General features: G+C 61.2%; 22 protein-coding genes. 8 read left to right on the top strand and 14 right to left on the bottom strand.

Annotated elements, in window-relative coordinates:
• Nucleotides 1–84 precede the first annotated feature (84 nt).
• The 8 genes from DWX58_RS10760 (at nt 85) to DWX58_RS10720 (ending at nt 9,161) form a co-directional block, all read left to right on the top strand.
• The gene (locus DWX58_RS10760; protein WP_243093423.1) at nt 85–1,452 is read left to right on the top strand and encodes an MATE family efflux transporter; all 1,368 of its coding nucleotides are present in this window, start codon (nt 85–87) and stop codon (nt 1,450–1,452) included.
• A gap of 301 nt (nt 1,453–1,753) precedes the next feature.
• A complete protein-coding gene (locus tag DWX58_RS10750) occupies nt 1,754–1,966 on the top strand; it encodes a hypothetical protein (protein WP_118643724.1) in 213 nt (70 codons plus the stop codon).
• A 206-nt stretch (nt 1,967–2,172) separates the two neighbouring features.
• Nucleotides 2,173–3,234: a heat-inducible transcriptional repressor HrcA gene (hrcA, locus tag DWX58_RS10745; RefSeq protein WP_118643722.1), complete on the top strand. Its 1,062-nt coding sequence runs from the start codon at nt 2,173–2,175 to the stop codon at nt 3,232–3,234.
• 21 nt (nt 3,235–3,255) lie between these two features.
• Entirely contained in the window at nt 3,256–3,804 is a 549-nt protein-coding gene (grpE, locus tag DWX58_RS10740) for a nucleotide exchange factor GrpE (RefSeq protein ID WP_118643720.1), read from the top strand.
• Nucleotides 3,805–4,042: 238 nt separating this feature from the next.
• On the top strand, nt 4,043–5,896 hold the full coding sequence (dnaK, locus tag DWX58_RS10735) for a molecular chaperone DnaK (protein ID WP_118643718.1): 1,854 nt from the start codon (nt 4,043–4,045) through the stop codon (nt 5,894–5,896).
• A gap of 151 nt (nt 5,897–6,047) precedes the next feature.
• Nucleotides 6,048–7,199, top strand: coding sequence for a molecular chaperone DnaJ (gene dnaJ / locus DWX58_RS10730; RefSeq protein ID WP_118643716.1), 1,152 nt, complete (start codon nt 6,048–6,050; stop codon nt 7,197–7,199).
• A gap of 170 nt (nt 7,200–7,369) precedes the next feature.
• Nucleotides 7,370–8,215, top strand: a complete 846-nt coding sequence (locus DWX58_RS10725; RefSeq protein WP_118643714.1) for a transketolase — start codon at nt 7,370–7,372, stop codon at nt 8,213–8,215.
• A 1-nt stretch (nt 8,216) separates the two neighbouring features.
• Nucleotides 8,217–9,161: a transketolase family protein gene (locus DWX58_RS10720; protein ID WP_118643712.1), complete on the top strand. Its 945-nt coding sequence runs from the start codon at nt 8,217–8,219 to the stop codon at nt 9,159–9,161.
• 44 nt (nt 9,162–9,205) lie between these two features.
• Here DWX58_RS10720 and DWX58_RS10715 read toward each other — a convergent pair whose 3' ends face one another.
• From DWX58_RS10715 to metA, 14 genes are all read right to left on the bottom strand, one after another.
• Nucleotides 9,206–9,784, bottom strand: coding sequence for a dipicolinate synthase subunit B (locus tag DWX58_RS10715; protein ID WP_118643710.1), 579 nt, complete (start codon nt 9,782–9,784; stop codon nt 9,206–9,208).
• A gap of 22 nt (nt 9,785–9,806) precedes the next feature.
• Complete coding sequence (dpsA, locus tag DWX58_RS10710) at nt 9,807–10,673, bottom strand: dipicolinate synthase subunit DpsA (protein ID WP_279229865.1); 867 nt, start codon at nt 10,671–10,673, stop codon at nt 9,807–9,809.
• A 167-nt stretch (nt 10,674–10,840) separates the two neighbouring features.
• On the bottom strand, nt 10,841–11,953 hold the full coding sequence (gene acrA / locus DWX58_RS10705) for an acryloyl-CoA reductase electron transfer subunit beta (RefSeq protein ID WP_199648780.1): 1,113 nt from the start codon (nt 11,951–11,953) through the stop codon (nt 10,841–10,843).
• Between the two features lie 21 nt (nt 11,954–11,974).
• Nucleotides 11,975–12,775, bottom strand: coding sequence for an acryloyl-CoA reductase electron transfer subunit gamma (gene acrB, locus DWX58_RS10700; RefSeq protein WP_118643708.1), 801 nt, complete (start codon nt 12,773–12,775; stop codon nt 11,975–11,977).
• An 18-nt stretch (nt 12,776–12,793) separates the two neighbouring features.
• Nucleotides 12,794–13,936 (bottom strand): acyl-CoA dehydrogenase, encoded by a 1,143-nt coding sequence (locus DWX58_RS10695; RefSeq protein WP_118643706.1) that lies wholly within the window; start codon nt 13,934–13,936, stop codon nt 12,794–12,796.
• Nucleotides 13,937–14,375: 439 nt separating this feature from the next.
• On the bottom strand, nt 14,376–15,215 hold the full coding sequence (locus DWX58_RS10690) for a 3-hydroxyacyl-CoA dehydrogenase NAD-binding domain-containing protein (RefSeq protein WP_118643704.1): 840 nt from the start codon (nt 15,213–15,215) through the stop codon (nt 14,376–14,378).
• 178 nt (nt 15,216–15,393) lie between these two features.
• Complete coding sequence (locus DWX58_RS10685; protein ID WP_118643702.1) at nt 15,394–17,583, bottom strand: hypothetical protein; 2,190 nt, start codon at nt 17,581–17,583, stop codon at nt 15,394–15,396.
• Between the two features lie 34 nt (nt 17,584–17,617).
• The gene (locus DWX58_RS10680; protein WP_118643700.1) at nt 17,618–20,266 is read right to left on the bottom strand and encodes a hypothetical protein; all 2,649 of its coding nucleotides are present in this window, start codon (nt 20,264–20,266) and stop codon (nt 17,618–17,620) included.
• A gap of 52 nt (nt 20,267–20,318) precedes the next feature.
• A complete protein-coding gene (locus DWX58_RS10675; RefSeq protein ID WP_118643698.1) occupies nt 20,319–21,194 on the bottom strand; it encodes a hypothetical protein in 876 nt (291 codons plus the stop codon).
• Nucleotides 21,195–21,229: 35 nt separating this feature from the next.
• Nucleotides 21,230–22,978 carry a hypothetical protein gene (locus DWX58_RS10670; protein ID WP_118643696.1) on the bottom strand — a complete coding sequence of 583 codons (1,749 nt, stop codon included), beginning with the start codon at nt 22,976–22,978 and terminating at the stop codon, nt 21,230–21,232.
• Nucleotides 22,979–23,019: 41 nt separating this feature from the next.
• Entirely contained in the window at nt 23,020–23,976 is a 957-nt protein-coding gene (locus DWX58_RS10665) for a M56 family metallopeptidase (RefSeq protein WP_118643694.1), read from the bottom strand.
• The gene (locus DWX58_RS10660; protein ID WP_118643692.1) at nt 23,969–24,346 is read right to left on the bottom strand and encodes a BlaI/MecI/CopY family transcriptional regulator; all 378 of its coding nucleotides are present in this window, start codon (nt 24,344–24,346) and stop codon (nt 23,969–23,971) included. The genes DWX58_RS10665 and DWX58_RS10660 overlap by 8 nt, the downstream gene beginning before the upstream one ends.
• Nucleotides 24,347–24,494: 148 nt before the next feature.
• Nucleotides 24,495–25,157 (bottom strand): HD domain-containing protein, encoded by a 663-nt coding sequence (locus tag DWX58_RS10655; RefSeq protein ID WP_118643690.1) that lies wholly within the window; start codon nt 25,155–25,157, stop codon nt 24,495–24,497.
• Nucleotides 25,158–25,178: 21 nt separating this feature from the next.
• Complete coding sequence (gene metA / locus DWX58_RS10650; RefSeq protein WP_118643688.1) at nt 25,179–26,093, bottom strand: homoserine O-succinyltransferase; 915 nt, start codon at nt 26,091–26,093, stop codon at nt 25,179–25,181.
• Nucleotides 26,094–26,112: the final 19 nt, after the last annotated feature.

The following is a 26,112-nucleotide window of genomic DNA, read 5'->3' as shown; positions in this document are numbered from 1 at the left end:
CCGACGAGGGAAGGACGGCGGCCCAAGGCCCCGGGAGGGGCGCAGAACGGAACGAGAAAAAGGAGTGGACGTGTGTTTTCTTACATGAGGCGGGAGCCTGGCTTTTACCGCCAGGTGGTGGCGCTGGCCGCCCCGATTGTATTGCAGAATCTGATTACCAGCACCCTGAGCATGGCGGATACTTTTATGGTGGGTATGCTGGGCGAGGCGCCCATGGCGGCGGTGACCCTGGCCAATATCCCGCTTTTTGTGGTGCAGCTGTTTATTTTCGGTGTCCAGAGCGGAGCCTCTGTGCTGATCAGCCAGTACTGGGGCAAGCAGAATATGGAGGCCATCAACCGGGTACTGGGTGTGGCGCTGTGGGTGGTGCTGCTGGTGTCCTCTGCCTTTGCAGCGGTGCTTTTGATTTGCCCCGTGCAGTTTCTCAGCCTGTTCGGCAACCAGCCGGACGTGGTGGCCATGGCTGCCCAGTACGGCAGCATCGCCGGTATATCCTATGTGTGCAACGCCTTCACTATGATGTATGTGGCGGCCTACCGCAGCATGGAGCAACCCGCTCTGGGCATGTACATTCTGGCGGCCTCCATGACGGTAAATACCTGCCTGAACTGGGTGTTTATCTTCGGTAACCTGGGTGCTCCGGCTCTGGGCGTGCGGGGTGCAGCCCTGGCTACACTGATCGCTCGGTGTCTGGAAGTGATCATTGTGGTTACACATATGGCGCGAACCAAGTTTTTCCGGGTGCGGCCCGGTCTGCTGCTCCGCCCCGGCAGCTCCATGGTACGCCGATTCCTTCGCTACGGCGGGCTGGTGGTGCTGAACGAGACCATGTGGGGGTTGGGGACGTCGGTGTTTCCAACCATCATGGGCCATATGGAGGGCAGCACGGAGATCCTGGCTGCCTATACCGTGGCGGGCAACGTGGAAAAAATGTGTACCGTGTTTTCCTTTGGTCTGGCGGCCACGGCGGCCGTCATCATCGGCCGGGAGATCGGTGCGGGGCGCACCAAGGAACTGAAGCACGTGGGCATGACCATGGACACCCTGGCGGTGCTGTGCGGCGCTACTCTGTGCGGTCTTCTTCTGTGCTTTGTGCGGTTTGTGGCGCCCCAGTGGGTCTTCCCCCTGTTCAAGCTCTCGCCCGGTGCCAGCTCGGTTGCCACCATGATGATCACGGTGATGGCCTGCGTCATGCCCCTGCGCAACTTCAACACGGTCAACATTGTGGGCGTGCTGCGGGGCGGCGGAGATGTGCGGGCGGCCACCTTTATTGATGTGGGAAATCTGTGGCTGGTAGCTATCCCCTATGCCGTGGTATGCGGTGTGCTGCTCCATACCTCTGTGTTCTGGGTGTATTTGGCCTTCGGCGTGGAGCAGATCGGAAAATTTGCCATAGGTGTCTGGCGGCTGCGCTCCGGTCGCTGGGTCCGGGACCTCACCGTGGTGGGATAATGGAATACGAAAAAATAACAGCTCGTTTGAAAAACGAGCTGTTATTTTTTGTCCTCATCGACACGGTTCGACACGTATTGCAGCAGGATTGCCTCTATCATATTAGAAAAGCTGCGGTTTTCCATCTGAGCATAGCTGCGGATTTGTTCGGCTAACTCTTCGTTGAGGCGAAAGCCATATGCTTTCTTTTCGATTCCTATGGCACACCACCCTGCCTATATTGTATGGGGACCGGATGAGAGATTCAAGTGTTGTATTGTATTACATTGTATCAACCTATCATACAGAGGAGGTGATTTCCATGGCGGAATTTTGCCTGGACTGCTGGAACGAGATGAACGGGACCCACTATACCCCGGAACAGGTGGTGCTGGAAGAGGACCTGTGCGAGGGCTGCGGGGAGTGGAAGCCGGTGGTGGTGGGCTTCCGGTGCAATCCGCTGACCACATGGTTCCGGGAGCTGCACAGTCGGCTGGAGTACTGGGCGGCCTGCCGCCGGGGGCGGAAAAGATAAGGAGAGTGGACCTTTTTCGCGACTGGATTTCACCATGCAATTTTTAGCAATGGCTGGGCTTTTCTGCAAAGAAAGGCCCGGCCATTTTGTTTAAAATAAATTCATAAAGTGCCTATTGACAATTTTTGCCCCGGGTGGTACATTATCTTTAGCACTCAGGGAAAGTGAGTGCTAAAACCGAGAAACGAAAGGACGGCGGTGGAAGCATGGAGCTCAGTGACCGGAAAAAGCGAATTTTACGCGCCATTGTGGAGACCTATATCGCCACCGCCGAGCCAGTGGGCTCCAAGGCCGTGGCCGAGCGGGCAGGACTGGATGTGTCCTCCGCCACCATCCGAAATGAGATGGCGGACCTCACTGACCTGGGCCTTCTGGAACAGCCCCACACCTCCGCGGGACGGATTCCCTCCCCGGCGGGTTACCGGCTGTATGTCAACGAGCTCATGGACCAGCACCAGCTCACCCTTCAGGAGACCGAGCGCATCAATCAGGCGCTGAACCTGAAGATGGAGGAGCTGGACCGGGTCATTGACCGGGCCGGCAAGGTGCTCTCCCAGATCAGCGACTACCCGGTGTTCACCATGGCCGAGGCCAAGACCCGGATTACCGTCAAGCGGTTTGACCTCCTCATGGTGGAGGAAAACGCCTTCATCGCCGTGGTGATGACGGACAACTCCGTGGTAAAAAACAAGCTCATCCGTATGCCCGACACCCTGTCTGACACCCAGCTGCAGCTGCTGTCTGCAGTGCTCAACAGCTCCTTCGTGGGTCTTACCCAGGAGGAGATGGAGCAGACCCTGGACAAGATGGAGGCCCGTACCGCCCCCGCTGCCTTTGAACTGATTTCCCTGGTGGTGGACTTCGCGGTGGAGGTCCTGGCCGACCAGAGCCAGAAAAAGATTCACACCTCGGGCATCACCCATCTGCTGGAGCACCCGGAGTACCACAGCCTGGATAAGGCCAAACCCCTGATGACCTACCTGGCTGAGGATCAGGAGGCCTCCCGGCTGCCGGTGGCCATGAGCGGAAAGAACATGAACATTCTGATTGGACCGGAAAATGTCAGCGATGCCTTGAAAGACACCAGCGTGGTCATGGCAAGCTATGACATTGGAGATAATATGCGGGGCGTCATCGGTGTGGTCGGACCCACCCGGATGGACTACGCCAAGGTGACCGCCCGTCTGTCCTACTTCGCCGACAGCCTGACCCGGATGTTCGGGAAGGGCGAGCTTCCCTCCGGCGAGGACAGTGAGGACAAGGAATAAAGAAAAAAGGAGCGCGCAGACGTGAGCAAGAAGGAAAGCAAAAAGCAGGAGCCCCAGGAGGAGATCCTGACCGAGGAGACCGCGCCCCAGGCTGAGGAGCAGACACAGCCCCAGGCCGAGCCGGCCCCCCAGGAGGAGTCGGATACCCTCAAGGACCAGCTGGCCCAGCAGGAGGACAAATACCTCCGTCTGGCGGCCGAGTACGACAACTACCGCAAGCGCACCGCCAAGGAAAAGGAATCCATCTGGACCGACGCCAAGGCGGAGACCGCCGCGGCCTTCCTGCCGGTGTACGACAATCTGGAGCGGGCCCTGAAGCAGGAGACCGCCGACGAGGCCTACAAGAAGGGCGTGGAGATGACCATGAACCAGCTCAAGGAGGTTCTCTCCAAGCTGGGCATCACCGAGATCCCCGCCCTGGGCGAGTCCTTTGACCCCCAGAAGCACAACGCCGTGATGCATGTGGAGGATGAGGCCCTGGGTGAAAACACCGTAGCCGAGGTCTTCCAGGCCGGCTTCCAGTGCGGCGAAAAGGTCATCCGGTTCGCCATGGTCAAGGTGGCTAATTAAAGCGAAGCGCGGAGGCGTGCGGAGCAGCGCGGATGGACCGGAGCGAGGGCGAGCGGAGGACCGCATAGCGGTCTGAAGACCAGCCCGAGACGAAGGGAAGCCGCGCGTCGCGCAGCCGCCGCAGCGTGACCACCCGAAGCGCGAAGGCACCGCAGCGTGACCACCCGAGGCGCAACAATCTGATTTCCCAATTCATTTTGTAAATAACAATCTTTCATATATTTAGGAGGAAAACATTATGTCCAAGATTATCGGTATCGACTTAGGTACAACCAATAGCTGTGTGGCCGTCATGGAAGGCGGCGACGCCGTTGTCATTCCCAACGCGGAAGGCAACCGTACTACCCCCTCTGTGGTGGCGTTCTCCAAGGACGGCGAGCGTATGGTGGGCCAGGTGGCTAAGCGCCAGGCCATCACCAACCCCGACCGCACCGTGATTTCCATTAAGCGTGAGATGGGCTCTGACTACAAGGTGTCCATCGACGGCAAGAAGTACACCCCCCAGGAGATCAGCGCCATGATCCTTCAGAAGCTGAAGGCGGACGCCGAGGCCTACCTGGGCCAGCCTGTCACCGAGGCCGTGATCACCGTTCCCGCTTACTTCACTGACGCTCAGCGTCAGGCCACCAAGGACGCCGGCAAGATCGCCGGCCTGGAGGTCAAGCGTATCATCAACGAGCCCACCGCCGCCGCTCTGGCCTACGGTGTGGATAAGGAGACCGCTCAGAAGGTCATGGTGTATGACCTGGGCGGCGGCACCTTCGACGTGTCCATCCTGGATATCGACGACGGCGTCATCGAAGTTCTGGCTACCGCCGGCAACAACCGCTTGGGCGGCGACGACTTCGACAAGTGCGTCATGGACTGGATGGCTGCCGAGTTCAAGAAGACCGAGGGCGTGGACCTCACCGGCGACAAGGTGGCTATGCAGCGCCTGAAGGAGGCTGCCGAGAAGGCCAAGATCGAGCTGTCCGGCGTCACCTCCACCAACATCAACCTGCCCTATATCACCGCTGATGCCACCGGCCCCAAGCACCTGGATCTGACCCTGACCCGTGCCAAGTTCGACCAGCTCACCGCTCACCTGGTGGAGGCCACTGCCGGCCCCGTCCGTCAGGCCATGGGCGACGCCGGCCTCACCGGCAGCGACATCTCCAAGGTCCTGATGGTGGGCGGCTCCAGCCGGATCCCCGCTGTTCAGGAGATGGTCAAGAAGCTCACCGGTAAGGAAGGCTTCAAGGGCATCAACCCCGACGAGTGCGTGGCTCTGGGCGCGGCCCTGCAGGGCGGCGTGTTCACCGGCGACGTGAAGGACCTGCTGCTGCTGGACGTCACCCCCTTGTCCCTGGGCATTGAGACCATGGGCGGCGTGATGACCAAGCTCATCGACCGCAACACCACCATCCCCGTGAAGAAGAGCCAGACCTTCACCACCGCCGCCGACAACCAGACCTCCGTTGAGGTCCACGTGCTCCAGGGCGAGCGTGAGATGGCTCAGTACAACAAGACTCTGGGTAAGTTCCACCTGGACGGCATCGCTCCCGCCCGCCGCGGTGTGCCTCAGATCGAGGTTACCTTCGACATCGACGCCAACGGCATCGTGAACGTCTCCGCCAAGGACCTGGGCACCGGCAAGGAGCAGCACATCACCATCACCTCCTCCACCAACATGTCCAAGGAGGACATCGACAAGGCCGTCAAGGAGGCCGAGCAGTTCGCCGCCGAGGACGCCAAGCGCAAGGAAGAGGTTGACGTCCGCAACCAGGGCGACCAGATGGTCTATCAGACCGAGAAGACCCTGGAGGAGATGGGCGACAAGATTCCCGCCGCTGACAAGGCCAATGTGGAGTCCGCTCTGGGCAAGCTGAAGGAGACCCTGAAGGGCAACGACACCCAGGCCATCAAGAACGCCACCGAGGAGCTGACCAAGGCCTTCTACGCCGTCAGCGAGAAGCTCTATCAGCAGCAGGGCGGCCAGGCCGGCCCCGGCCCCGACATGGGCGGCAACTTCGGCGGCGGCCAGCAGGGCGGCAACGACGGCCCCGATGTGGTGGATGCCGACTACGAAGTCGTGGACGACGACAAGAAGTAATGCAGAATTAAGAATGCAGAATGCAGAATTGACATTCTGAGATGTGCCGGGGGCGGGCGGAGCCAAAACCACGTCCCCTCCGGCGCGGTCTCCCCGTTTCACACTCTGCATTCTGCGTTTCTGCGTTTCCAACATCGAGGTGAGCAAGGATATGCCAGAACAGAAACGAGATTATTACGAGGTGCTGGGCGTCAGCAAGGGCGCCTCAGACGACGAATTGAAAAAGGCCTACCGAAAGCTGGCCAAAAAGTACCATCCGGATATGAACCCCGACGACAAGACCGCCGAGGCCAAGTTCAAGGAGGTCAACGAGGCCTATGAGGTCCTCTCCGACAAGGAGAAGCGGGCCAAGTACGACCAGTTCGGCCACGCGGGCGTGGATCCCAACTTCGGAGCCGGCGGCGGCTACGGCGGCTTTGATATGGGCGACATTGACCTGGGCGACATTTTCGGTTCCTTCTTCGGAGGGGGCTTCGGCGGCTTTGGCGGCGGAAGCAGCCAGCGGGCCAACGCCCCCCAGAAGGGCGAGAGCCTGCGGGCCAACCTGACCCTTACCTTTGAAGAGGCGGCCTTTGGCTGCGAGAAGGAAATTGACCTTAGCCGCACCGAGCCCTGCGATGCCTGCCAGGGCTCCGGCTGCCAGCCGGGCACCACGGCGGAGACCTGTCCCGACTGCCGGGGCACCGGCGTCATCCGCATTCAGCGGGGCGCGGGCGGATTTGCCTTTACCTCCAGCGCACCCTGCTCCCGCTGCCACGGCACCGGCAAGATTATCCACAGCCCCTGCAAGACCTGCGGCGGCTCGGGCAATGTGCGTAAGAAAAAGCGCATCTCGGTCACCATCCCCGCCGGTATTGACGACGGCCAGGCCGTCTCCCTCCGGGGCCAGGGCAACGCCGGCAAGAACGGCGGCCCCGCCGGCGACCTCATTGTGGGCGTGCGCATCAAGCCCCATCCCCACTTCCAGCGGGAGGGCACCACGGTGCTCTACGAGCATCCGGTCTCCTTCTACCAGGCCACCATGGGCGCTGAGCTGGAGATCCCCACCATCGACGGCAAGGTGAAGTGGACCCTGCCCGCGGGCACTCAGCCGGGCACTACCTTCCGCCTGCGGGGGAAGGGAATTCCCGAACTGCGGGGCCGCGGGCGCGGCGACCAGTACGTCACCGTCCGGGTGCAGGTGCCCACCAACCTGACCACCGAGCAGCGGGACGCTCTGCGGGCCTTTGGCGAGGCCATGGGCGAGACCACGGGGGAGCGTCCCATCAAGACCTTCTTTGATAAGCATAAGAAGAAAAAATAAGGTTACCCTTACGGCTTCGGGGCGAAAGCACCGAAGCCGTTTTCTTGTCCAAGAGGCAAATTTGTGCCCTTGCGTTCCGGGGACCTGTCCGCTATAATAGAACCGATCAAACTCGACGGCCGGACGGGACGGAAGGAAGGTCCGGACTTTTTAAGGAAGAAGGAAATGCCATGACAGAGCAAGAGAAAAAGCAGTTGATGGCCATGGCCTGTAAGGTGCGTATGGGTGCCATTCGGGGCGTCCACAGCGCCAAGGCCGGACATCCCGGCGGAAGCCTGTCCGCTGCCGATCTGTTTACCTACCTCTATTTCAAAGAGATGAATGTGGATCCCAAGAACCCCAAGTGGGAGGAACGGGACCGCTTTGTCCTCTCCAAGGGTCACACCGCCCCCGGCCTGTATGCCGCCCTGGCGCTGCGGGGCTTCTTCCCTGAGGAGGACCTGCTCACCCTGCGTCACATCGGCAGCCACCTGCAGGGCCACCCCAACATGAACGAGACCCCCGGCGTGGACATGTCCACCGGCTCCCTGGGTCAGGGCGTTTCCGCCGCCGCCGGCATGGCGCTGGCGGCCAAGTATCAGGGCAAGAATTGCCGGGTCTACACCCTGCTGGGCGATGGCGAGATTCAGGAGGGCCAGGTGTGGGAGGCCTTTATGCTGGCTCACCACTACAAGCTGGACAACCTGTGCGTCATCATCGACAACAACGGCCTGCAGATCGACGGCAACGTGGCCGACGTCATGAGCCCCTATCCCATCCCCGAAAAGCTGCGCGCCTTTGGCTTTGAGGTGACCGAGATTGACGGCCACGACTTTGACCAGATTGAGGCCGCCTTTGCCCAGGCCAGAGCCACCAAGGGTGCTCCCTTTGCCATCGTGATGAAGACCACCAAGGGCAAGGGCGTCTCCTACATGGAGAACAACGCCGGCTGGCACGGCAAGGCCCCCAACGACGAGGAATTTGAAATTGCCATGAAGGAGCTCTCGGCTCAGCTGGCAGAAGTGGAGGGGAAGTAAGATGGCCGACGTGAAGAAAATTGCCACCCGGGACAGCTACGGAAATGCCCTGGTGGAGCTGGGACAGCAGCATGACAACCTGATCGTCTTTGACGCCGACCTGGCTGGCGCCACCAAGACCTCAACCTTTAAGAAGGCCTTCCCCGGCCGTCACTTCGACTGCGGCATTGCTGAGGGCAACATGATGGCGGTGGCCGCCGGTGCCTCCACCATGGGTCTGGTGCCCTTTGCCTCCACCTTTGCCATGTTCGCCGCCGGGCGGGCCTTTGAGCAGATCCGCAACTCCATCGGCTACCCCCACCTGAACGTGAAGATCGGCGCCACTCACGGCGGCATCTCCGTGGGTGAGGACGGCGCCTCCCACCAGTGCTGTGAGGACTTCGCTCTGATGCGCTCCATCCCCGGCATGGTGGTCATGTCCCCCGCCGATGATGTGGAGGCCCGGGCCATGGTAAAGGCCGCCTACGAGCATGTGGGCCCTGTGTATATGCGCTTTGGCCGCTCCGCCGTTCCCGTCTTCCATGAGGAGGAGGGCTACTCCTTCCAGATTGGCAAGGGCGAGGTGCTGCGGGATGGTACCGATGTGGCCATCATTGCCAACGGTCTGCTGGTGGCCGAGGCCATTGAGGCCGGCAAGGCCCTGGCTGAGCTGGGCATCCAGGCCCGGATTATTAACATGGCCACCATCAAGCCCCTGGACGAGGAGCTGGTGCTGAAGGCCGCTCAGGAGTGCGGCAAGATCATCACCTGCGAGGAGCACAACATTCTGGGCGGCCTGGGCGAGGCCGTGTGCGGTGTGCTCTCCGAGAAGTGCCCCACCCCCGTGCGCCGCATCGGCGTCAACGACGAGTTCGGTCACTCCGGCCCTGCCGCCGCGCTGCTCAAGCAGTTTGGTCTGTGCGCCGACCACATTGTGGAAGTGGCCAAGGACTTCTGCGGCAAGTAAACCATTCCATAAAAAATGCCTGTGCCGTCGGCACAGGCATTTTTTTACGTTCTCAGAAGCAGAGGCTGGAGCTGTTGGCCCTCCAGAGCGGCCTGGGCGGCGTCGGCCACCTGGGAGAAGTCCGCCACCAGGGAGGTGGGCTTTTTGGCGGGATCGTCCTGCCCGAAGGGGACGAAATAGATGTACTTCCGGTTCAGAAGAGCGCCAATGCTGGCTGCGGAGCCGGAGAGCCCGTCGTTGGTGGAGGGGGCAATAAGCAGAGGGCGGCCGTTGCGCAGGTGGGCCTTGGCGGCCATGGTGACGCTGGAGTCGGTCACGCCCGAGGCCAGCTTGCCCAGGGTGTTTCCGGTGCAGGGGCAGATGATGAGCAGGTCCAGCAGATGCTGAGGGCCAATGGGCTCGGCTGCCTTCACCGAGGCAATGACCCGGTGGTCGCAGATGCGCTCCATTTCCCGCATCAGGTCGTGGGCCTTTCCAAAGCGGGTGTCCGTTTCCGCGGTGCACTCGGAGACGATGGGAATGACATTCTGCCAGCGGGCCCGTACCTGCTCCAGGGCAGTCATAGCCTTGGCGTGGGTGCAGAAGGAGCCGCACACGGCGAATCCCACAGTGATGTTGTCCAAGAGAACCTTCCTTTCCGGGCCGTCAGCGGCCCAATTCATGGAGCATATTATAGATTGTGGTCTTAATGGCCGCTCCGGCGGTCACCGGGGCCACCTTGCCGGGCAGGGAGAGGGCCCAGATGACGGTCAAGCCCAGTTCTCCTGCCGCCGCCAGATCCACGCCGCCCGGTTTGGAGGCCAGATCCAGCACCAGGCAGTCCCGGCGCAGATCCTCCAGCTCCTTTTGGCCCAGTACCTGGGCGGGAACCGTGTTGATGACCAGGTTGTAGCTGCACAGCCAGCCGGCCAGCTGCTCAAGGTGCTCAGTGCCAAAGCCCATGGCCTGGGCCCAGGCCAGCTGCTCGTACTTCCGGGCGGCTACGCTGACTCTAGCGCCCAGGGCAGAGAAGCGCTGGGCGGTAAGCCGCCCCACCCGGCCAAAGCCGATGACCAGCACCCGCGCGCCATGGATGGTGATGGGCAGATGCTCCATGGCCAGCTGAAGGGCACCCTCCGCCGTGGGGACGGCGTTGGCTACCGCCAACTCCTCCCGGGCGAAGTAGTCCCGGACCGTCAGCCCCCGGGCCTGGGCTATAGCCGTTAGCTCCGGGTCCAGCCGTCCGCCGCAGAGAAATTGAGAGGGGGAGAGTCGGTCCAGAATGGGCTCCAGGGGCTGGGATTCAGGGGAGAAGGGTGCATTGAGCATGCCAGGCTCCCGGCTCACCGGCAGAGGCAGAATGACGCAGTCGGCTTTTTCGATGTGGTCCAGACGGTCTGTATGGATAAGGCCTGGGTGGTCGTCAGGCGGGGCTGCATGGAGGGCATAGAGGTGGACGGTGTGGCCATCCTCAGCCAGCAGCTGGGCCAGTTTTGCCTGGCGCATGTCGCCGCCCACCACCCAAAAGCTCAGTTCCTGTTTGATGATATCACCTCCGCTCGCCGCCGAAGGGGGACCGCCGGTCGCCCTTGGGGCGATGTGTTTCTATTTCACTGTATGCCGCCGGAGGAGGGGAGGTGAGGAAACAAAAAAGCGCTCTTCTTTTTGGGCAGAGCGCTTTTTGATATGCAAAGGAAATCTTACTTGGCAGCCTTGGCAGCCTTGATGGCCTCGATGAGCATGGGAGCAACCTTGAACAGGTCGCCGCAGATGCCGTAGTCGGCGATCTCGAAGATGGGGGCGTTCTCGTTCTTGTTCACGGCGATGATGCACTCGGAATCCTGCATGCCGGCCTTGTGCTGGATAGCACCGGAGATGCCCAGAGCCACGTAGATCTTGGGGTGAACGGTCTTGCCGGTCTGGCCAACCTGGTGGTCAGCAGACATCCAGCCGGAGTCCACCACGGCACGGGAGGCGCCCACAACGCCGCCCAGAACCTCAGCCAGCTCCTCAGCCAGCTTGATGCCGCCTTCCACGTCCTTGGAGATACCACGGCCCACGGAGACGACCACGTCGGCGCCGATGAGGTCCACCAGCTTCTTGGCGGCCTTGACCACCTCGGTCACCTGGGTCTCCATGTCGGCCTCGGTGAGGGAGAAGTTGGGCTTGATGATCTCGCAGGCGTCAGCCTTGGCCTGGTCGAAGGCGTTCTTCTTCATCACGCCGGGACGGACGGTGGCCATGGCGGGACGGAAGCGGGGGCAGATGATGGTGGCCATCAGGTGGCCGCCGAAGGCGGGACGGGTCATCTTCAGGTTCCGGTCATCCTCGGGGATGCTGTCGATCATGGCAGGAGCCAGAGTGGAAGCGGAACGCAGGAACTCCTTGTACTTGGGCACGTCGATGTCCAAGTGGGTGCAGTCGGCGCACAGACCGGTGTGCAGACGGGCGGCGCAGCGGGGGCCCAGGTCACGGCCGATGTTGGTGGCGCCGATGAGCATCACCTCGGGCTTGTACTCATGGATCACGTCGCAGATGACCTTGGTGTAGCCGTCGGTGGTGTAGTTCTCCAGCAGGGGGTGGTCGCAGACGTACACGCCGTCAGCACCGTAGCCGCCCAGTTCCTTGGCAATGCCCTCGATGTTGTGGCCCAGCAGAATGCCGTACAGCTTGGAGCCCAGCTCGTCGGCCAGCTTGCGGCCCTCGGAGATCAGCTCGAAGGAGGTGGGCATCATCTTGCCCTGGCGCTGCTCACAAAATACCCAAACGCCGCCGTTGAATTCCTCGATAGCAGCACTGTTGTAAGTAGACATATTCTTCAATTCTCCCTTCTATCAGATCAGGTGCTTGGCGGCAAGGATGCCGGCCAGCTTCTCGCAGGTGGCCTTGTCAGCGCCCTCCAGCATCATGCCCACGCCCTTCTGGGGGGGAGTAAAGGACTTAAAGATGTTGGTGGGGGAGCCCTTCAGACCGATGGTGGAGGGATCGATGAGGGGATCGTCCTTCAGAGTGTTGTAATCGAAGACCTCGTAGGGCTTGGAGTAGCATTCAAAGATGCCATTCACGCTCATGTAACGGGGCTCGTTCAGCTCCTTGATGCAGGTGACCAGGCAGGGGGTCTTGACCTTGATGGTCATGTAGCCGTCCTCCAGCATCCGCTTGATGGTCAGGGTGTCGCCGTCCTTCTTGATGTCGGCGGCGTAGGAGACCTGGGGCAGACCCAGCTTCTCGGCGATCTGGGGACCAACCTGAGCGGTGTCGCCGTCGATGGCCTGACGGCCGCACATCACGATGTCTTCCTTCTCCACGCCGATCTTGTTGATGGCAGCGGCCAGGATCTGAGAGGTGGCGTAGGTATCGGAGCCGCCGAACTCACGGCCGGACACCAGAACGGCGCGATCCACGCCGCGGGCCATAACCTCACGCAGCATTCCCTCGGCGGGCGGGGGGCCCATGGAGACCACAACGACCTCGGCGCCGGTCTGCTCCTTCAGAGTCAGGGCGGCCTCAACAGCGTTCAGGTCATCGGGGTTGGTGATGGTAGCCATGGAGGCACGGTTCAGGGTGCCGTCGGGGTTCACGGCCACCTTACCAGAGGTATCGGGGACCTGCTTCACACAAACAATGATTTTCATTTCCATCTGCCTCCTAACTTATTTCACACCCAGCGCGCGGGAGATAACCATGCGCTGAACCTCGGAAGTACCCTCGTAGATCTCGGTGATCTTGGCGTCGCGCATCATGCGCTCCACGGGGTACTCACGGGTGTAGCCGTAGCCGCCGAACAGCTGCACGGCCTTGCGGGTCACGTCGTTAGCGGCCTCAGCGGCGAACAGCTTGGCCATGGCAGAGTCCATGCCGTAGGGCTCGTGGTTCTGCTTCTTCACAGCGGCGGCGTACACCAGGTACTGAGCGGCCTGCATACGGGTGTGCATGTCGGCCAGCTGGAACTGGGTGTTCTGGAACTGGCTCAGACGCTTCTTGAACTGGATACGCTCCTGAGTGTACTTGACAGCCTCATTCACAGCGCCCTCGCCCAGACCCAGAGCCTGAGCAGCGATGCCGATACGGCCGCCGTCCAGAGTCTGCATGGCGATCTTGAAGCCCTGGCCTTCCTTGCCCAGCAGGTTCTCCTTGGGGACGATGCAGTCCTCGAAGATCAGATCGCAGGTGGAGGAACCGCGGATACCCATCTTCTTCTCGTGCTTGCCCACGGAGAAGCCGGGGAAGCTCTTCTCCACGATGAAGGCGGAGATGCCGTGGTTGCCGGCCTTGGGATCGGTCATAGCGAAGACCACGAAGGTCTCGGCCACAGTGCCGTTGGTGATGAAGCACTTGGAGCCGTTGAGGACGTAGTGGTCACCCTCCAGAACGGCAGTGGTCTGCTGGCCGGAGGCGTCGGTACCGGCGTTGGGCTCGGTCAGGCCGAAAGCGCCGACCTTCTTACCGGACAGAAGGTCAGGCAGGTACTTCATCTTCTGCTCCTCGGTGCCGTGCTCGAAAATGGGGGCGCAGCACAGAGAGGTGTGAGCGGAGACGATAACGGCGGTGGTGCCGCAAACCTTGGCCAGCTCCTCCACGCACATGGCGTAGGACAGAACATCGCCGCCGGCGCCGCCGTACTGCTTGGGGAAGTAGATGCCCATCATGCCCAGCTTGCCCATCTTCTCCACGGTCTCCATGGGGAAGCGCTCTTCCTCGTCGATCTCCTCGGCCAGAGGCTTGACCTCGTTCTCGGCGAACTCGCGGTACATCTTGCGGACCATCTCTTGTTCCTTAGACAGGTGAAAATCCATTTTTCAGTCCTCCTAGTTTTTAATACTTAACTGACATCATCGTAGACGCTCTTGGTCGGAGCGGGTCCGTCTGACCGGGACGGACGGCGCCGGACGAGGGAGCAGACGATATGGGGGAAAGGGACCGCGCGGCCGGGAAATCGTTATTATTTTAACAAAGAAAGCCCGAAAAAACCGCAACACGGGCTTTTCCCGCTGTTGCGATAAAGTATGTACGCGCGGCAAGGGAATTTTACTGTTAAAATTATAACGGTTTTCCCCTGGGAGTGCAAGGGGGATATGTCTGGTAAAATGCACAGTTTTTGCAGAAATGTTTTAGCAAAAACAGAAAGAGCCATCAAATACCATAAAAAGTAATGAACTTTTCGTAAAATGAGGGTTAAGCGCAGAACGAAAACGGCTCCCCGATCCAGCGGATCGGGGAGCCGAAGGAAGCCAATTACTTGGAGTAGTCGTAGAAGCCCTTGCCGGACTTGCGGCCCAGCAGACCGCCGCGGACCATCTTCTTCAGCAGAAGGGCGGGACGGTACTTGGGATCGCCGGTCTCAGTGTACAGGGTGTCCATAATGGCCAGGCACACGTCCAGGCCCACGAAGTCGCCCAGAGCCAGGGGGCCCATGGGGTGATTGGCACCCAGCATCATGGCCTTGTCGATGTCCTCCACGCTGGCCACGCCGGTCTCCACCAGGCCGATGGCCTCGTTGATCATGGGGATAAGGATCTTGTTGACCACAAAGCCGGGGGCCTCGGCCACCTCAACGGGATCCTTGCCGATCTCCTTGGAGAGGTTATAGATGAAGTCGAAGGTCTCCTGGGTGGTGTTGGCACCGCGGATGATCTCGATGAGCTTCATGGAGGGGACGGGATTGAAGAAGTGCATGCCGATGACGGGGTGCTTCAGGCCGTTGCCCATCTCGGTGATGGAGAGGGAGGAGGTGTTGGAGGCGAAGATGGTGCCCTCCTTGCAGAAGCCGTCCAGCTCATGGAGCAGCTCCTTCTTGGTGGCCATTTCCTCCTTGACGCACTCGATGACCAGATCGACGTCGGCGGCCTCCTCGTGGGTCTGGGGAATGAGGACGTTGGCCATCAGGGCGTCCACGGCCTCCTGAGCCATCTTGCCCTTCTCCACCCGCTTCTGCAGGGACTTGCCCAGGGTATCCTTATGGCGCTGGGCGGATGCGGGGCTGCTGGCGTACATCAGGACGGTGTGACCCTTGGCGGCAAAAACCTGAGCAATACCGCGGCCCATGGTGCCGGCGCCGAATAATGCGACTTTCATACTGTGTTCCTCCTAAATAATGTAAAATGGTTGCCAGCATCCTTCTGGCAGGATCTGACCGGATGAACCGGTCCCGCTCTCTTGAAACACAGTATAACTGTTTTTCGGCCGGGGTGCAAGAGAAAAGTGTGCTAATGTTTTAGCGAAGCGGCAGACAAAAGGACGGGGCGGGCCGAATTTACCGGCCGGACAGCCGGGCAATGTTCTGCTCGGTAAGAGCAAACCACTGTACCGGCAGGGGACTGGTGCCCCCTGTGTGTCCCTCCAGCCACTGGAGATAGACCGACTCGTCCACCGGAGTGTCATCCCCGTCCAGATAGTAGAGAAAGCCGCTGTTGCTCACGTCCAGCTCTTCCGGAAAAGCAGGAAAGTCGGGATTTTGGTCGGAAATCTTCCGGTCCCAGGCGTCTGCCGAGCCTGCGTAGGAGTAGCTGTCACTCCCGGGCTCATACTGGTACACCGTATAGGGCCAGAACCGTCCGCCCCAGCCCTGGTTGTGACTCCAGGGGGAGAGCACCGTGCCGTTTTCGTAAAAGATGGGCTCCAGTCCGAAGCGGTCCGGGCTCTGGAGCAGGAGGGTGTCCGTGTCCGCCTGGTAGTCCAGCACATAGGTGCCCTGCCCGGCGACGATGGTGGTGTAGAGGGACAGCAACAGCTCCTCCCGGCCATCCCCGTCCACATCATAGACCCCAAACCGGTTCTCAATATACCGGGAGGGGGAGACGGGACGGTCGGCGGAAAAGTCGTACAGAGCGTCCGGGAGAGGCTGGCCGATCAGCACATTCTCCAGAAGGGAGGCGTAGTAGCTCCGCGCTTGGGGATCGCCTCCGGACAAGACCGCGGCTTTTTGGTCGGAGAGGGGGACAAAACCCCGGTACAGCCACTGGGATGTGGGTGTGGAGGTGGGGTGATAAGGATTGTAGGAAGGATTCTTCTCGTAGAGGTCAAAGCCGCCCTCTCCGGGAATGGCCAGACGGCCGGACCAGAAGGTATAAGAGAGAGAACCCGTCTCCGAGTCTCCCTGGGGGTGCAGAAGGTACCGGGCCTCCTCCGTGTCGGGGAGAATGCTGCTGTCCAGGGCGGCCTGGGGCAGCTCCAGCACCCGCTCCAGCGTGCTGTCCGCGAAGCGGAACAGGCCGAGACCGCTGCAGGTCTCATCCCCCTGGTAGGTGGTGGAGTTGGAGCACAGCAGCCACAGGACCTCGCCCTCCTCCCAAGTGGACCAGAGGCCGTTGTCGCCGCCGATGAGATAGCTTTCTCCCGTGAAATCCTGGGCATCCTCATCCCACACGCCCAGGACCAGATTGTCCAGACCGGCAGCGTGGGGGGCGCCTGTGCTTTCCACCAGCATCAGGGTGCGGGAGCCCTGGGCATGGGAGAACAGCCGATACTCACTTGTGCCGTAGAGATATTCATAGGACTCGATGGTCCGTCGGGCCAGCTGATGGTTTTGTACCGACTCGCTCATGGGGACCGGGTCCCAGCCGCCCTCCGGCTCTCCGCCGTCGGCGTTCCATCGGCACCACAGGGCGGGGGAGAGTTCCATGGTCTCCTCCGCCGGGACCAGATATTCTTCAACCTGGGGGGTGATACTGGGAGACGGGCAGCGCTCCAGGGTCCCGCCCTGCCACTGGTAGAGCCGGTCAAACTCCACGTCCTCCCCGGAGGTGTGGACGGAGGAGAGGTAAACGGTGACCTGGTTCTCTTCGCCAATCCGGAAACCGGCCAGACTGACCTCCTCCAGGACCTGATTATCGGTGGGAGCGGCCGTGGTTTCCTCCGCCAGCTGGGCGCGCAGCGCCTCCAGACTGGTACCCGCCAGGCTCCAGGCCTCGTCCTCCGTGACCAGCCGTCCTTCCTTTCGGTCATACACCCAGGTGGACAGAGTGGGGGAGAAACCGGCGAGTCCTGCGGCTGTCCCCTGGTCGTACCGGTAGAGCACCAGGCTGAGGTACCGGTCTGTCTGGGTGGGGTAGCACAGACAGCGGAACCAATCCCCCTGCTGGCCATAGGAGATCTGGTCGATGGCAGTGCGGTATTCCGTCGCCAGGGCGGACAGCTCCTCGTTGAGGGCGCGGGCGTCCTCCGTTTCAGGTACTGCCAGGGCGGGCACCTCCACATAGTTGCCCAGCTGGTCGTAGTACTGAAGCTGAAGCTCTACCGGGGAGGCCTGTTTGGCCTGGCTCTGGCAGGAGACCAGGGAGCCGCACAGCAGGATCACCGCCCCCACCAGGGCCATGAGCCACAGGGGCGGGCGCTTCTTTTTCCATTGGAAGATATTTCGGATGCGCAGCTCCGTCTCCCTGGCCGAGCCGGACAGGTGGGTGGCAAAGGGGGAGCGGGGCGGCGTGGGGGAGGTGCGGTTCATAGGGCTCTCCTTTCCTATCAGGGGCAGAAAGGTTTTAATTAAACATGTTGGTCAGGGTGATTTGGGACAGAGTGTCCCCCTTGAAGAAGAACAGAATAGCGGGGCCCAGTTCATCATAGAAGCCATCGGATTGTTCCGGGTCCAGGCCGGGAATGTAGTAGAGCATGTCTGCATCCGGGTACCGGCCCCAGTAGTTCCCGGCCACAGCGGTGGGGTAGGCCTCCAGCACCTCTGCCCGGCTGTCCCCAACCTGGACGCCCTGGGGCGTGGTGAGGTCCGTCATAGTGGTGTCCAGGGTGTTGATGGTGTTCTGACCGGTGGTGCTGTCGTGGTAGCTCAGGGCGGTAAAGGTCTCGTCCCCTACCTGGCCGCTGCTGCGGAACCAGTAATCGCCGGAATTGTAGATGGGCTCGTAGTCCGCCAGCGTTTCCTCCTCGATGTGCATGGTGTCCAGACAGGAGAAGTCGAGAGAGATACCCGGTCCTACCGGGAGATCAAAGCCCTCCCGGTAGAGGCAGACCTGTTCGTTCAGCAGGGAACTGGCCGGCTGGGCGTCCGGCTGGTCGGCGATGTCATTCCCAAAGCCCAGCACCCGGGTGTAGCTTCCGTTCTCATCCTGTGCCAGGCTGATGTATGCGTGGTTGATGCCGCCGTGCCAGCTCAGGCGGAGGGGGGCGCCGTCAAAATAGTAGATGCCGAAATCCAGCTCAAAGACCGTCCAGCGCTGTCCGTCTGTTTCCCCGGAGTTGATGGGGGTCACCGTGTCCACACTCATGGCCCCCTCCACGCTGTTGTCAGGCAGATCCTCCAGATAGTACCACTTGGGTACGTCTATGCATGTCTCCAGATAGGTGCGGATCAGAATGTCCCGGGAGGCGTTATCGGCCGTCAGACCGGAGAAGTCCGCCGTTCCCAGCTCCGCGCCGGTGCCCATGACACAGCGGCTGACGTCTACGACCCTGCCGTTGCCGTGGTCATAGAGGATAGAGGCGTTGAGGTACAAATCCTGACCGTTGTCTGCCTGGGCCACCAGGTTGTAGTAGACCTGGCCTTCGAAGTTTCGCTCCCGGTACACGCCGTCCTCCGGGGTGAGGGAGACAATCTGCCACACGGCGGATGCGTTCTGACTGTTCCAGGGGTTATATTGATTTCGAGTAAACTCCTCCAGCCACGTCCGGACCTGGTAGTAGATGCCTGTGGTCAACTGGTCCTCCGGGACAGCGTAGAACTGCTCGTTGTGGTCGAGAACCCACTGGGGGCCGTCCCCGTTGACCGCATCGTTGTTGGTCTGGACGAACACATCCACCCCGCCGGGGGACAGGAGGGCCAGGTGGTCGGCCCAGTAGGGGAAATAGTCGGTTTGAGCCTGGGTGCCCAGCTGCATGATATTGCCCTCCACAGGCCAAATCCAGAAGAGCTTTCCGTCACGGAGCTGGACCACGCCCGAGTCTCCGTAAAGAAGGCCCTGGGACATGCCGTTCAGAGTATAGAGAAGGCTGGGCGTCCCGTCTTGGAGGAAGAGACGGGTGTGAGGGGCTCCGCCCCGGGTGGAAGCCACAAGGGTGGGGTCGGTGAGCTTGCCGGAGGCCTCTTCATAGGAGCCAATGACCAGATAGACGGAATAGTCATCCCGGAAGGAGGCGGCGGCCAAGGTGTAGCCGTCCAGACTGGCAGACTGGAGCAGGGTAGGAGTGGCTTCGTCCATGGTGTCGGCGGCGATATTGCCATTTAAAGCATCATACAGCGCCTGAAGAAGCGTGCGCTCCGCCTCACTGAGACCGGAGACGGAAGAGAACCCACCCTCCGGCTGATCGCCTGCAAAGTACCACTGACGCCACAGGGGAGGATCCAGATCGAGACACTCCTCCGCCGGTACCAGGGGCTGCGGCTCGGTGACGTTGTACTGGTCGTAGCGGGTGAAGCTCCCGCCCTGCCAGATGTAGAGGTCCTCGCATCCGCTGACCGTGTCCTGGACCCTGTCGTCCCGGTCGTCGGTCCGGGCGGTGAGGTAGAAGACGGGCTGGCCGTCCGACCCCATGCGGAAGCCCTCCAGCGCCTGGTTCTGGATGCACACGTCGGCGTCAGGATTGTCCTTTTGCACAATGGGGTCAAACTGCTGGGCCAGAGCCTGACAGAGTCCGTCCTCCGTCTGACCGGCCAGCTCCAGCGCCTGGGCCAGGGTCACCTGCTGCCCGGTTTTCTTGTCGTAAACCAGAGAGGTGACGTGTCCGGAGACCAGGTCGGTGCGGTATTCCTCCCGGAAGAGCACTAGGCTGAGATAGCGTTCTGTTTCCGAGGGGTAGAGGAGACAGTGGGTCTCCTGGGCGGTCTGGAGGGAACCGCTCAGAATAGGCTGGTAATCCGCCTTCAGCTGGGCCAAGGCCTCGTTGATGGCGGTTACCCCTTCGCCGGACCCGGTGAGGACGGGGATTTCAATGTAATTTTCCTTGGCGTCGTAGTACTGCGTGTCCATGGACAGGGACACGGTTTGCATCTGGCTCTGGCAGGAGACCAGAGAGCCGCACAGCAGGATGACGGCTCCCACCAGGACCATGAGCCACAGGGGCGGGCGCTTCTTTTTCCACTGGAAAATGTTTCGGATGCGCAGCTCTGTCTCCTTGGCCGAGCCAGACAGGTGGGTGGCAAAGGGGGAGCGGGGCAGTGTTTGAGAAAGGCGTTTCATAAGAGCCTCCTTTGGCAAATAAAGAGAAAAGGGAGGGGAGAGACGAAGAAGGTCAGTCCGTGGGCTGGAGCACCTGGCCGAAGAAAATTTCCTTGCCCCCGGTCACCTGGTAAAGCTCGGCCCAGACAAAGGGGCGGGAATCGTCGGGAATGAGAGGGCGGTAGGGTTGCCTCTCCTGTGCCGTTTCCCAGGTCCCGTCGGCGTTGTAGGTGTAGAAATTGCAGTAGAATTCCAGGTCGGGGGAGAGGCTGTATGTGCCGCGCCGGGCGGTGATGAGAAAGTCGGTGAGCCAGGCGGAGAGAACCAGCTGCTCCTGGTCCTCGTCCCAGAGGAACCAGGCAAAGCTGGGGGACTTGGGGGGCAGAAGCTCCGCCATGACGCCCAGGTCTTCTGAGCCGTCGGCGTTCAGGTCCAGCACCTGGGGCTCCATATAGTCGTGCTCCCGCATGACGTACAGGCCGTCGTCCGGGGAGGCGGGCTGGGGCCACTCCAGGGAGGCGGGATCGATGGCCTGAATGAGAGACTCTCCGTCATAGACCTGGATGCTGGTTACCTGATACCAGTTTTCCAGGTATTCTCCCTCCATTTTTTGCTCCTCCAGCGCTACGGTGAGTTCCCGGCCCGAGGCAGTTCGAAGGGTGCGGACGTCGGTGCGGACGCTGCGCTCCGTCTCCTGGTGGGTGGCGAGCGCGGGGTCGGACGCAGGAGCAGAGACGGAAGTGTCGGACGGGACCTCCCGGCGGACCTGGCAGGACACCAGAGAGCCGCAGGAGAGAATCAGCAGTCCCGCCAGAACCATGCTCCACACCGGCGGGCGTTTCTTTTTCCACTGAAAGATGCTGCGGATGCGAAGCTCCGTCTCGCTGGTGTGCCCGGACAGGCGGGTGGCAAAGGGGGAGCGGGGCGGGGAAGGGGGATTCCGGGTCATAACAGTCTCCTTTTTAAAATTCGAGGCTTTGATTGTCATTCCTGTTCCGGGGCGCCCGACCACACCAGCTGCCCGCGGGCATTGTAGGAGTAGGCGGCGGGGGAGCCCTCGGGGGTTTCAGGGTCCAAGGGGCGCTCAATCAGCTGCTGGTTTTCTTCGTCCACGGTGATCGCTCCCGCCAGAGCGAAGGAATACTCAAACTGCTCGGTGATGGGATTCCACAGGTACCAGGCGTGCATATCCCGATTGGTGATGTCGCAGGGCAGGCCAAGATCCTCCGCACCGTCAAAGTTGATGTCCTGGACATAGACCTCCTTGTAGGACTCTGCGGAAAATCCGGAGGGTGGATAACATTCCGATGGAATGGTGGTCCGGGCCAGGGTGTCCGCATCAAAGACATTGGAGGTTGGGAGGGGAAACTCCGGGAGAATGGTCTGGAGGAGCCGCCCCCTGTCCCACACCTCGATCTGGTCATAGTGGAGATAGCTGGACTCGTAGAGGCTGTTGTGATCCACAAATCGCCGCCCACGGAGCGCCAGGGTAAGGGTGCGGGTTTCTTCCACGGTAATCTCCAGTGTGTCGGTGAAGTAGCCGTCAGAGCTCAGCTGGAACTGCTGCTTCTCCTGAGACCAGGACAGGGTGTTCCACACCGGAGCGTGCCACTTGTCCTCCAAATGGGGCAGACGCAGCTCCTGCAGGCCATCCGAGCCGGACCGCACATAGGCGCCATATATAGAGGTAATGTCCTCCTGGTTTTCCCAATCCAGCGAGAACCGCTCCTTCAGCTGGCCGTCTACCACCTCCAGGACGAAGTAAATGGCTCCTCTGTAGTTGGAGGTGCGGTCATCCAGCTCCAGCACCAGGCACTGGTGATCCGTGGAGGTGAGGAAAGCGGTGGAGAGGATGGGCCAGTAGGCGCCCAGGTCCAGGCTCCAGCTCAGAGTTTCCCCGCTGCCCAGGGTGACCTCCAGGTCAGTCCGGCCGCCATAGGAATTGTCCACGCGGCGGGAGGTGACCACCACGCTGTCATCCTCGCCGCCCTGGCCGTCCAGATTGACCCGGTCGCAGAACACGATGCTTGCGCTCTCTTCCGGGGGCTGCTGGTCGGCCGGGAGAACGATGTCGCCGGTGTGGGCCGCTTCCAGAAGCTGAAACAGAGGGAAAGCGGCCGCCTCCTGGCCGGAGGTGGGCTGAACGGTCACGGTTTGGTCCTCCGGGTGGAAAGTGAGGGTGACCAACTGTAAGCCCTTCCCCTCCAGTCCCAGCAGATTCGCCGCCGCCTGGGAGAGCTCCTGAGAGCGGATGGAGCCGTCGGACCAGCGCCGGAAGACGGTGAGAGAGCCGTAGGGATTGCTGCAGACAAGCTCCAGCTCGCCGTCGCCGTCCAGATCCAGGTGGAATACGTCGCCGCTGTGCTCCGCCAGCGTGAACGCGGTTCCATCGGGCAGAGTCATTTCATAGACATACTGATCCGGGCCCTCGTCAAAGACGGTGTGGGAGACCGTGCCGCTGTACCCCAGCAGATGGTCAAAGGGGACGGTTTCCGTGCCCCGCTGGGTGAGGGTAAATTCCGGCCCGGCGGGCGGGGCGGCGGCCTTCACCTGGCAGGACACCAGGGACCCGCACAGAAGAATGAGCGCCCCCATCAGGGCCATGAGCAGAAGCGGCGGGCGCTTCTTTTTCCACTGGAAGATGCTGCGGATGCGCAGTTCGGTCTCCCTGGCTGAGCCGGACAGGCGGGTGCTCAGGGGAGAGCGGGGCGGAGTGGGAGAAGGGGAGTTCATAGCGGCCTCCTTTTTCTATAACGGCTGCGGAATGTGAAAAATCAGGATGGAGTGGAGCAGGTGCCCTTCAGCTGGGCCACCGCGTCCAGAATGGTCTGACCGTAGGCCCGATGCTCCTGGGCGGGGAGGGTCCGCAGGGCGGCCTCGTCGCAGGCCAGCTCCGTGTCCCGTTCCACCAGCCGGGTCATGTACCACATGAGGGGATTAAACCAGTGCAAGGCATTGGCCAGCAGGGCCAGGGTTTTCAGTCCGATGTCCTTACGGCGGAAGTGGGTCAGCTCATGGAGCATGGAGTACCGCAGGGCGGAGTCCGAGGGGACATACTCGGGCAGCAGCAGCACGGGGCGGATGAGGCCGGCCAGCATGGGTACCCGCAGCCCCTGACAAGTCATGAGCCGGGGACGGCGGTCCAGGTGCAGCTGGTTGCCCAGCTCGTTGAACAGCTGGACGGTGGCGGGGTTGGTCACCGGGCTGGCCCACCGCCGCAGATAAAGCAAAAAGCGCAGATGGGAGACGAAGGCCCAAATGAGCGTTGCCGCGGCCCCTGCCAGCCACACCGCCGTCACCACCTGGGACAGAGAGAGGGAAAACCCGGAGGCGGCGGGGGGCTGAGCGGAGGTATCGGAGGACGTTGTCTGGTCCTGACCCGGAGATGAGACGGAGGTGGAGGGACTCTGCTCCGTCTGATTGGAGCCTGCTGGGACGGAGAGGTCGCCGGAGGAGGATGAGCTGACGCCTGGATTGGGACGGGCGGGGCGGCCCTGGAAAATAATGGGGTCGGAGGGGACGGTCAGCTGAATGGGAGCTTTGGCCTCCTGCGCCCCCTGGGGCAGCAGGGGCAGGGGGATGGCCAGACGCAGGCACAGCAGAAGCCAGGCCCAGCAGCGCCACCGGGCCCCATACCTGGAACGGGTGGAGCGGGACACCAGGGAGAGAACCAAAACCACAACGCTGCCTCCCAGCGTCAGCGCGCCCAGCGCAGGCAGAAAATCAGGCATCGTTCTCCCCTCCGCTCAGCTCGTCTACCAGCTGCTTCAACTCCTCCAGATCCCGGCGGGCCAGCCCTTCCCGGGCCAGAGCGGCCACGAAATTCTTGGGGGAGCTGCCGTACAGCCGGGAGAGCACGCTGCGGCTCTCAAAGGACTGATAGTCCTCCAGCTTCACCAGGGGAGAATAGAGATTGCCCCGTCCCTCCCGGCGCACGGACACAAAGCCCTTCTCCGCCAGACGGGTCAGGTAGGTGTTGATGGTGTTGGGTGCCCAGTGAAAGGGCTCCAGGCTCTGTTCCAGCTGAGCCCGGGGGGTGTCCGGCCCTGAGGCCCACAGGGCCTTCATGACCTCAAGTTCGGTATCCGGAAGTCGCTTCATAGTGGGATGCTCCTTATCCTCTACAATTGTAGTTGTTAATTATATACTACACTTGAAGTAGATATGAATCAAGTTACAGTGTGGTTACAGATTGCGACAAAAAAGCCGGGCAGCCTTTTGGACTGCCCGGCGGGAAAACGTATGGAATTTAAAGCAAGATCTGGCCGTTAATCTCCAGGTGGAAGCTCAGGTGGAAAAACTCCGCCGCCTTCCGGCAGAGCACCATGCGCTGGAGAAAGATTTCAAAGTAGTCCATCACAGCGCACACCTGGGTGTTGATGGACAGAGCGAGGGTGACCGTCTTGGCGGTCAGGTCCAGCAGCACCTCGGAGCGCTCCACGGCGTAGTTGACCCGGTCGTGGATGTCAAAGTTGGTGATGTCGGCGTTGCGTACCCGGCTGCGGCGCACGTCTGTCTTATCCGCCAGAATCAGGGCGGCGGCAATGGCGTTGACGGGGAAGGCGGTGGAGTCGTCGTGGTGGCCGATGGCGGTAATGACGGCGGCCACGTCGGAGGGCTCCATGCCCATGTTGTCCAGAATCCGGAACGCCATGGTGGCCCCGCTGATGGCATGGTCATGGCGGTTGACTACGTTGCCGATGTCGTGCATGTAGGCGGCAATGCGGGCCAGCTCCACCTCTCTGGGTGCGTAGCCCAGTGCGGTGAGGATTCGGGCGGCCACGTCCGCGCACTTGCCCACGTGGGCAAAGGAGTGCTCGGTAAACCCCAGGGCCAGCAGAGAGGCGTCCGCCTGGGTAATATAGGTACGGATCTCCGGGGAGTTTTTCACATCCTGAAAGGTAACGTTCATAGTAACCTCCGTGGTGTCGACTCAGATCTGGGTGATGTCGTAGGGCGTGGTCTGATAGACGTAGTAATTGAGCCAGTTGGTGTAGAAGAGCTGGGCGGCGGAGCGCCAGCGGACGATGGGGGCCTGATAGGGGTCGTCGTTGGGGAAGTAGTGGGCAGGCACGTCAATGCGCAGCCCCTTCTTCACATCCCGGAAGTACTCGTTGGCCAGCGTGTCCGGGTCGTACTCGGGATGGCCGGTAATAAAGAAGCGGCGGTTGTCCTCGCTCTTTACCGCAAAGACGCCGGCTTCCTTGGAGACCGCCAGCAACTCCAGCTCCGGCCGGGCCAGAACGTCCTCCAGCCGGTTCTCGGTGTAGCGGGAATGGGGCACATAGAACTCGTCATCGAAGCCCCGGAACAGGGGGGACTGCTTCTTGATAATGGTGTGGGGGAAGACGCCGAACAGCTTTTTGGGCAGGGAGTACTTGGGAATGCCGTAGTGGTAATAGAGACCTGCCTGGGCACCCCAGCAGATATGCAGAGTGGAATGGACGTGGGTTTTGGTCCATTCCATGATTTCGCACAGCTCACCCCAGTAGTCCACGTCGGTGAAATCCAGATTCTCCACCGGAGCGCCGGTGATGATCATGCCGTCATACTTCCGGTCCCGGATCTGGTCAAAGGTGGTATAGAAGGAAGAGAGATGATCGGCGTCGGTGTTCTGGGAGACGTGGCTGGAGGTGTGCAGCAGCTCCACCTGAATCTGGAGAGGCGTGTTGGACAGCTTGCGCAGCAACTGGGTCTCCGTCACGATCTTGGTGGGCATCAGATTCAGAATCAGCAGATTCAGCGGACGCATATCCTGGTGGATCGCCCGGTATTCCGTCATAACAAAGATGTTCTCGCCCTCCAAGGTAGCACGGGCGGGCAGAGAATCGGGGATTTTAATCGGCATGGCAGCCACTCCTACTTAT

The organism is Pseudoflavonifractor sp. AF19-9AC, assembly GCF_003478995.1.
GTDB lineage: Bacteria > Bacillota > Clostridia > Oscillospirales > Oscillospiraceae > Lawsonibacter.
This window is presented reverse-complemented; position numbering and strand designations above follow the sequence as displayed.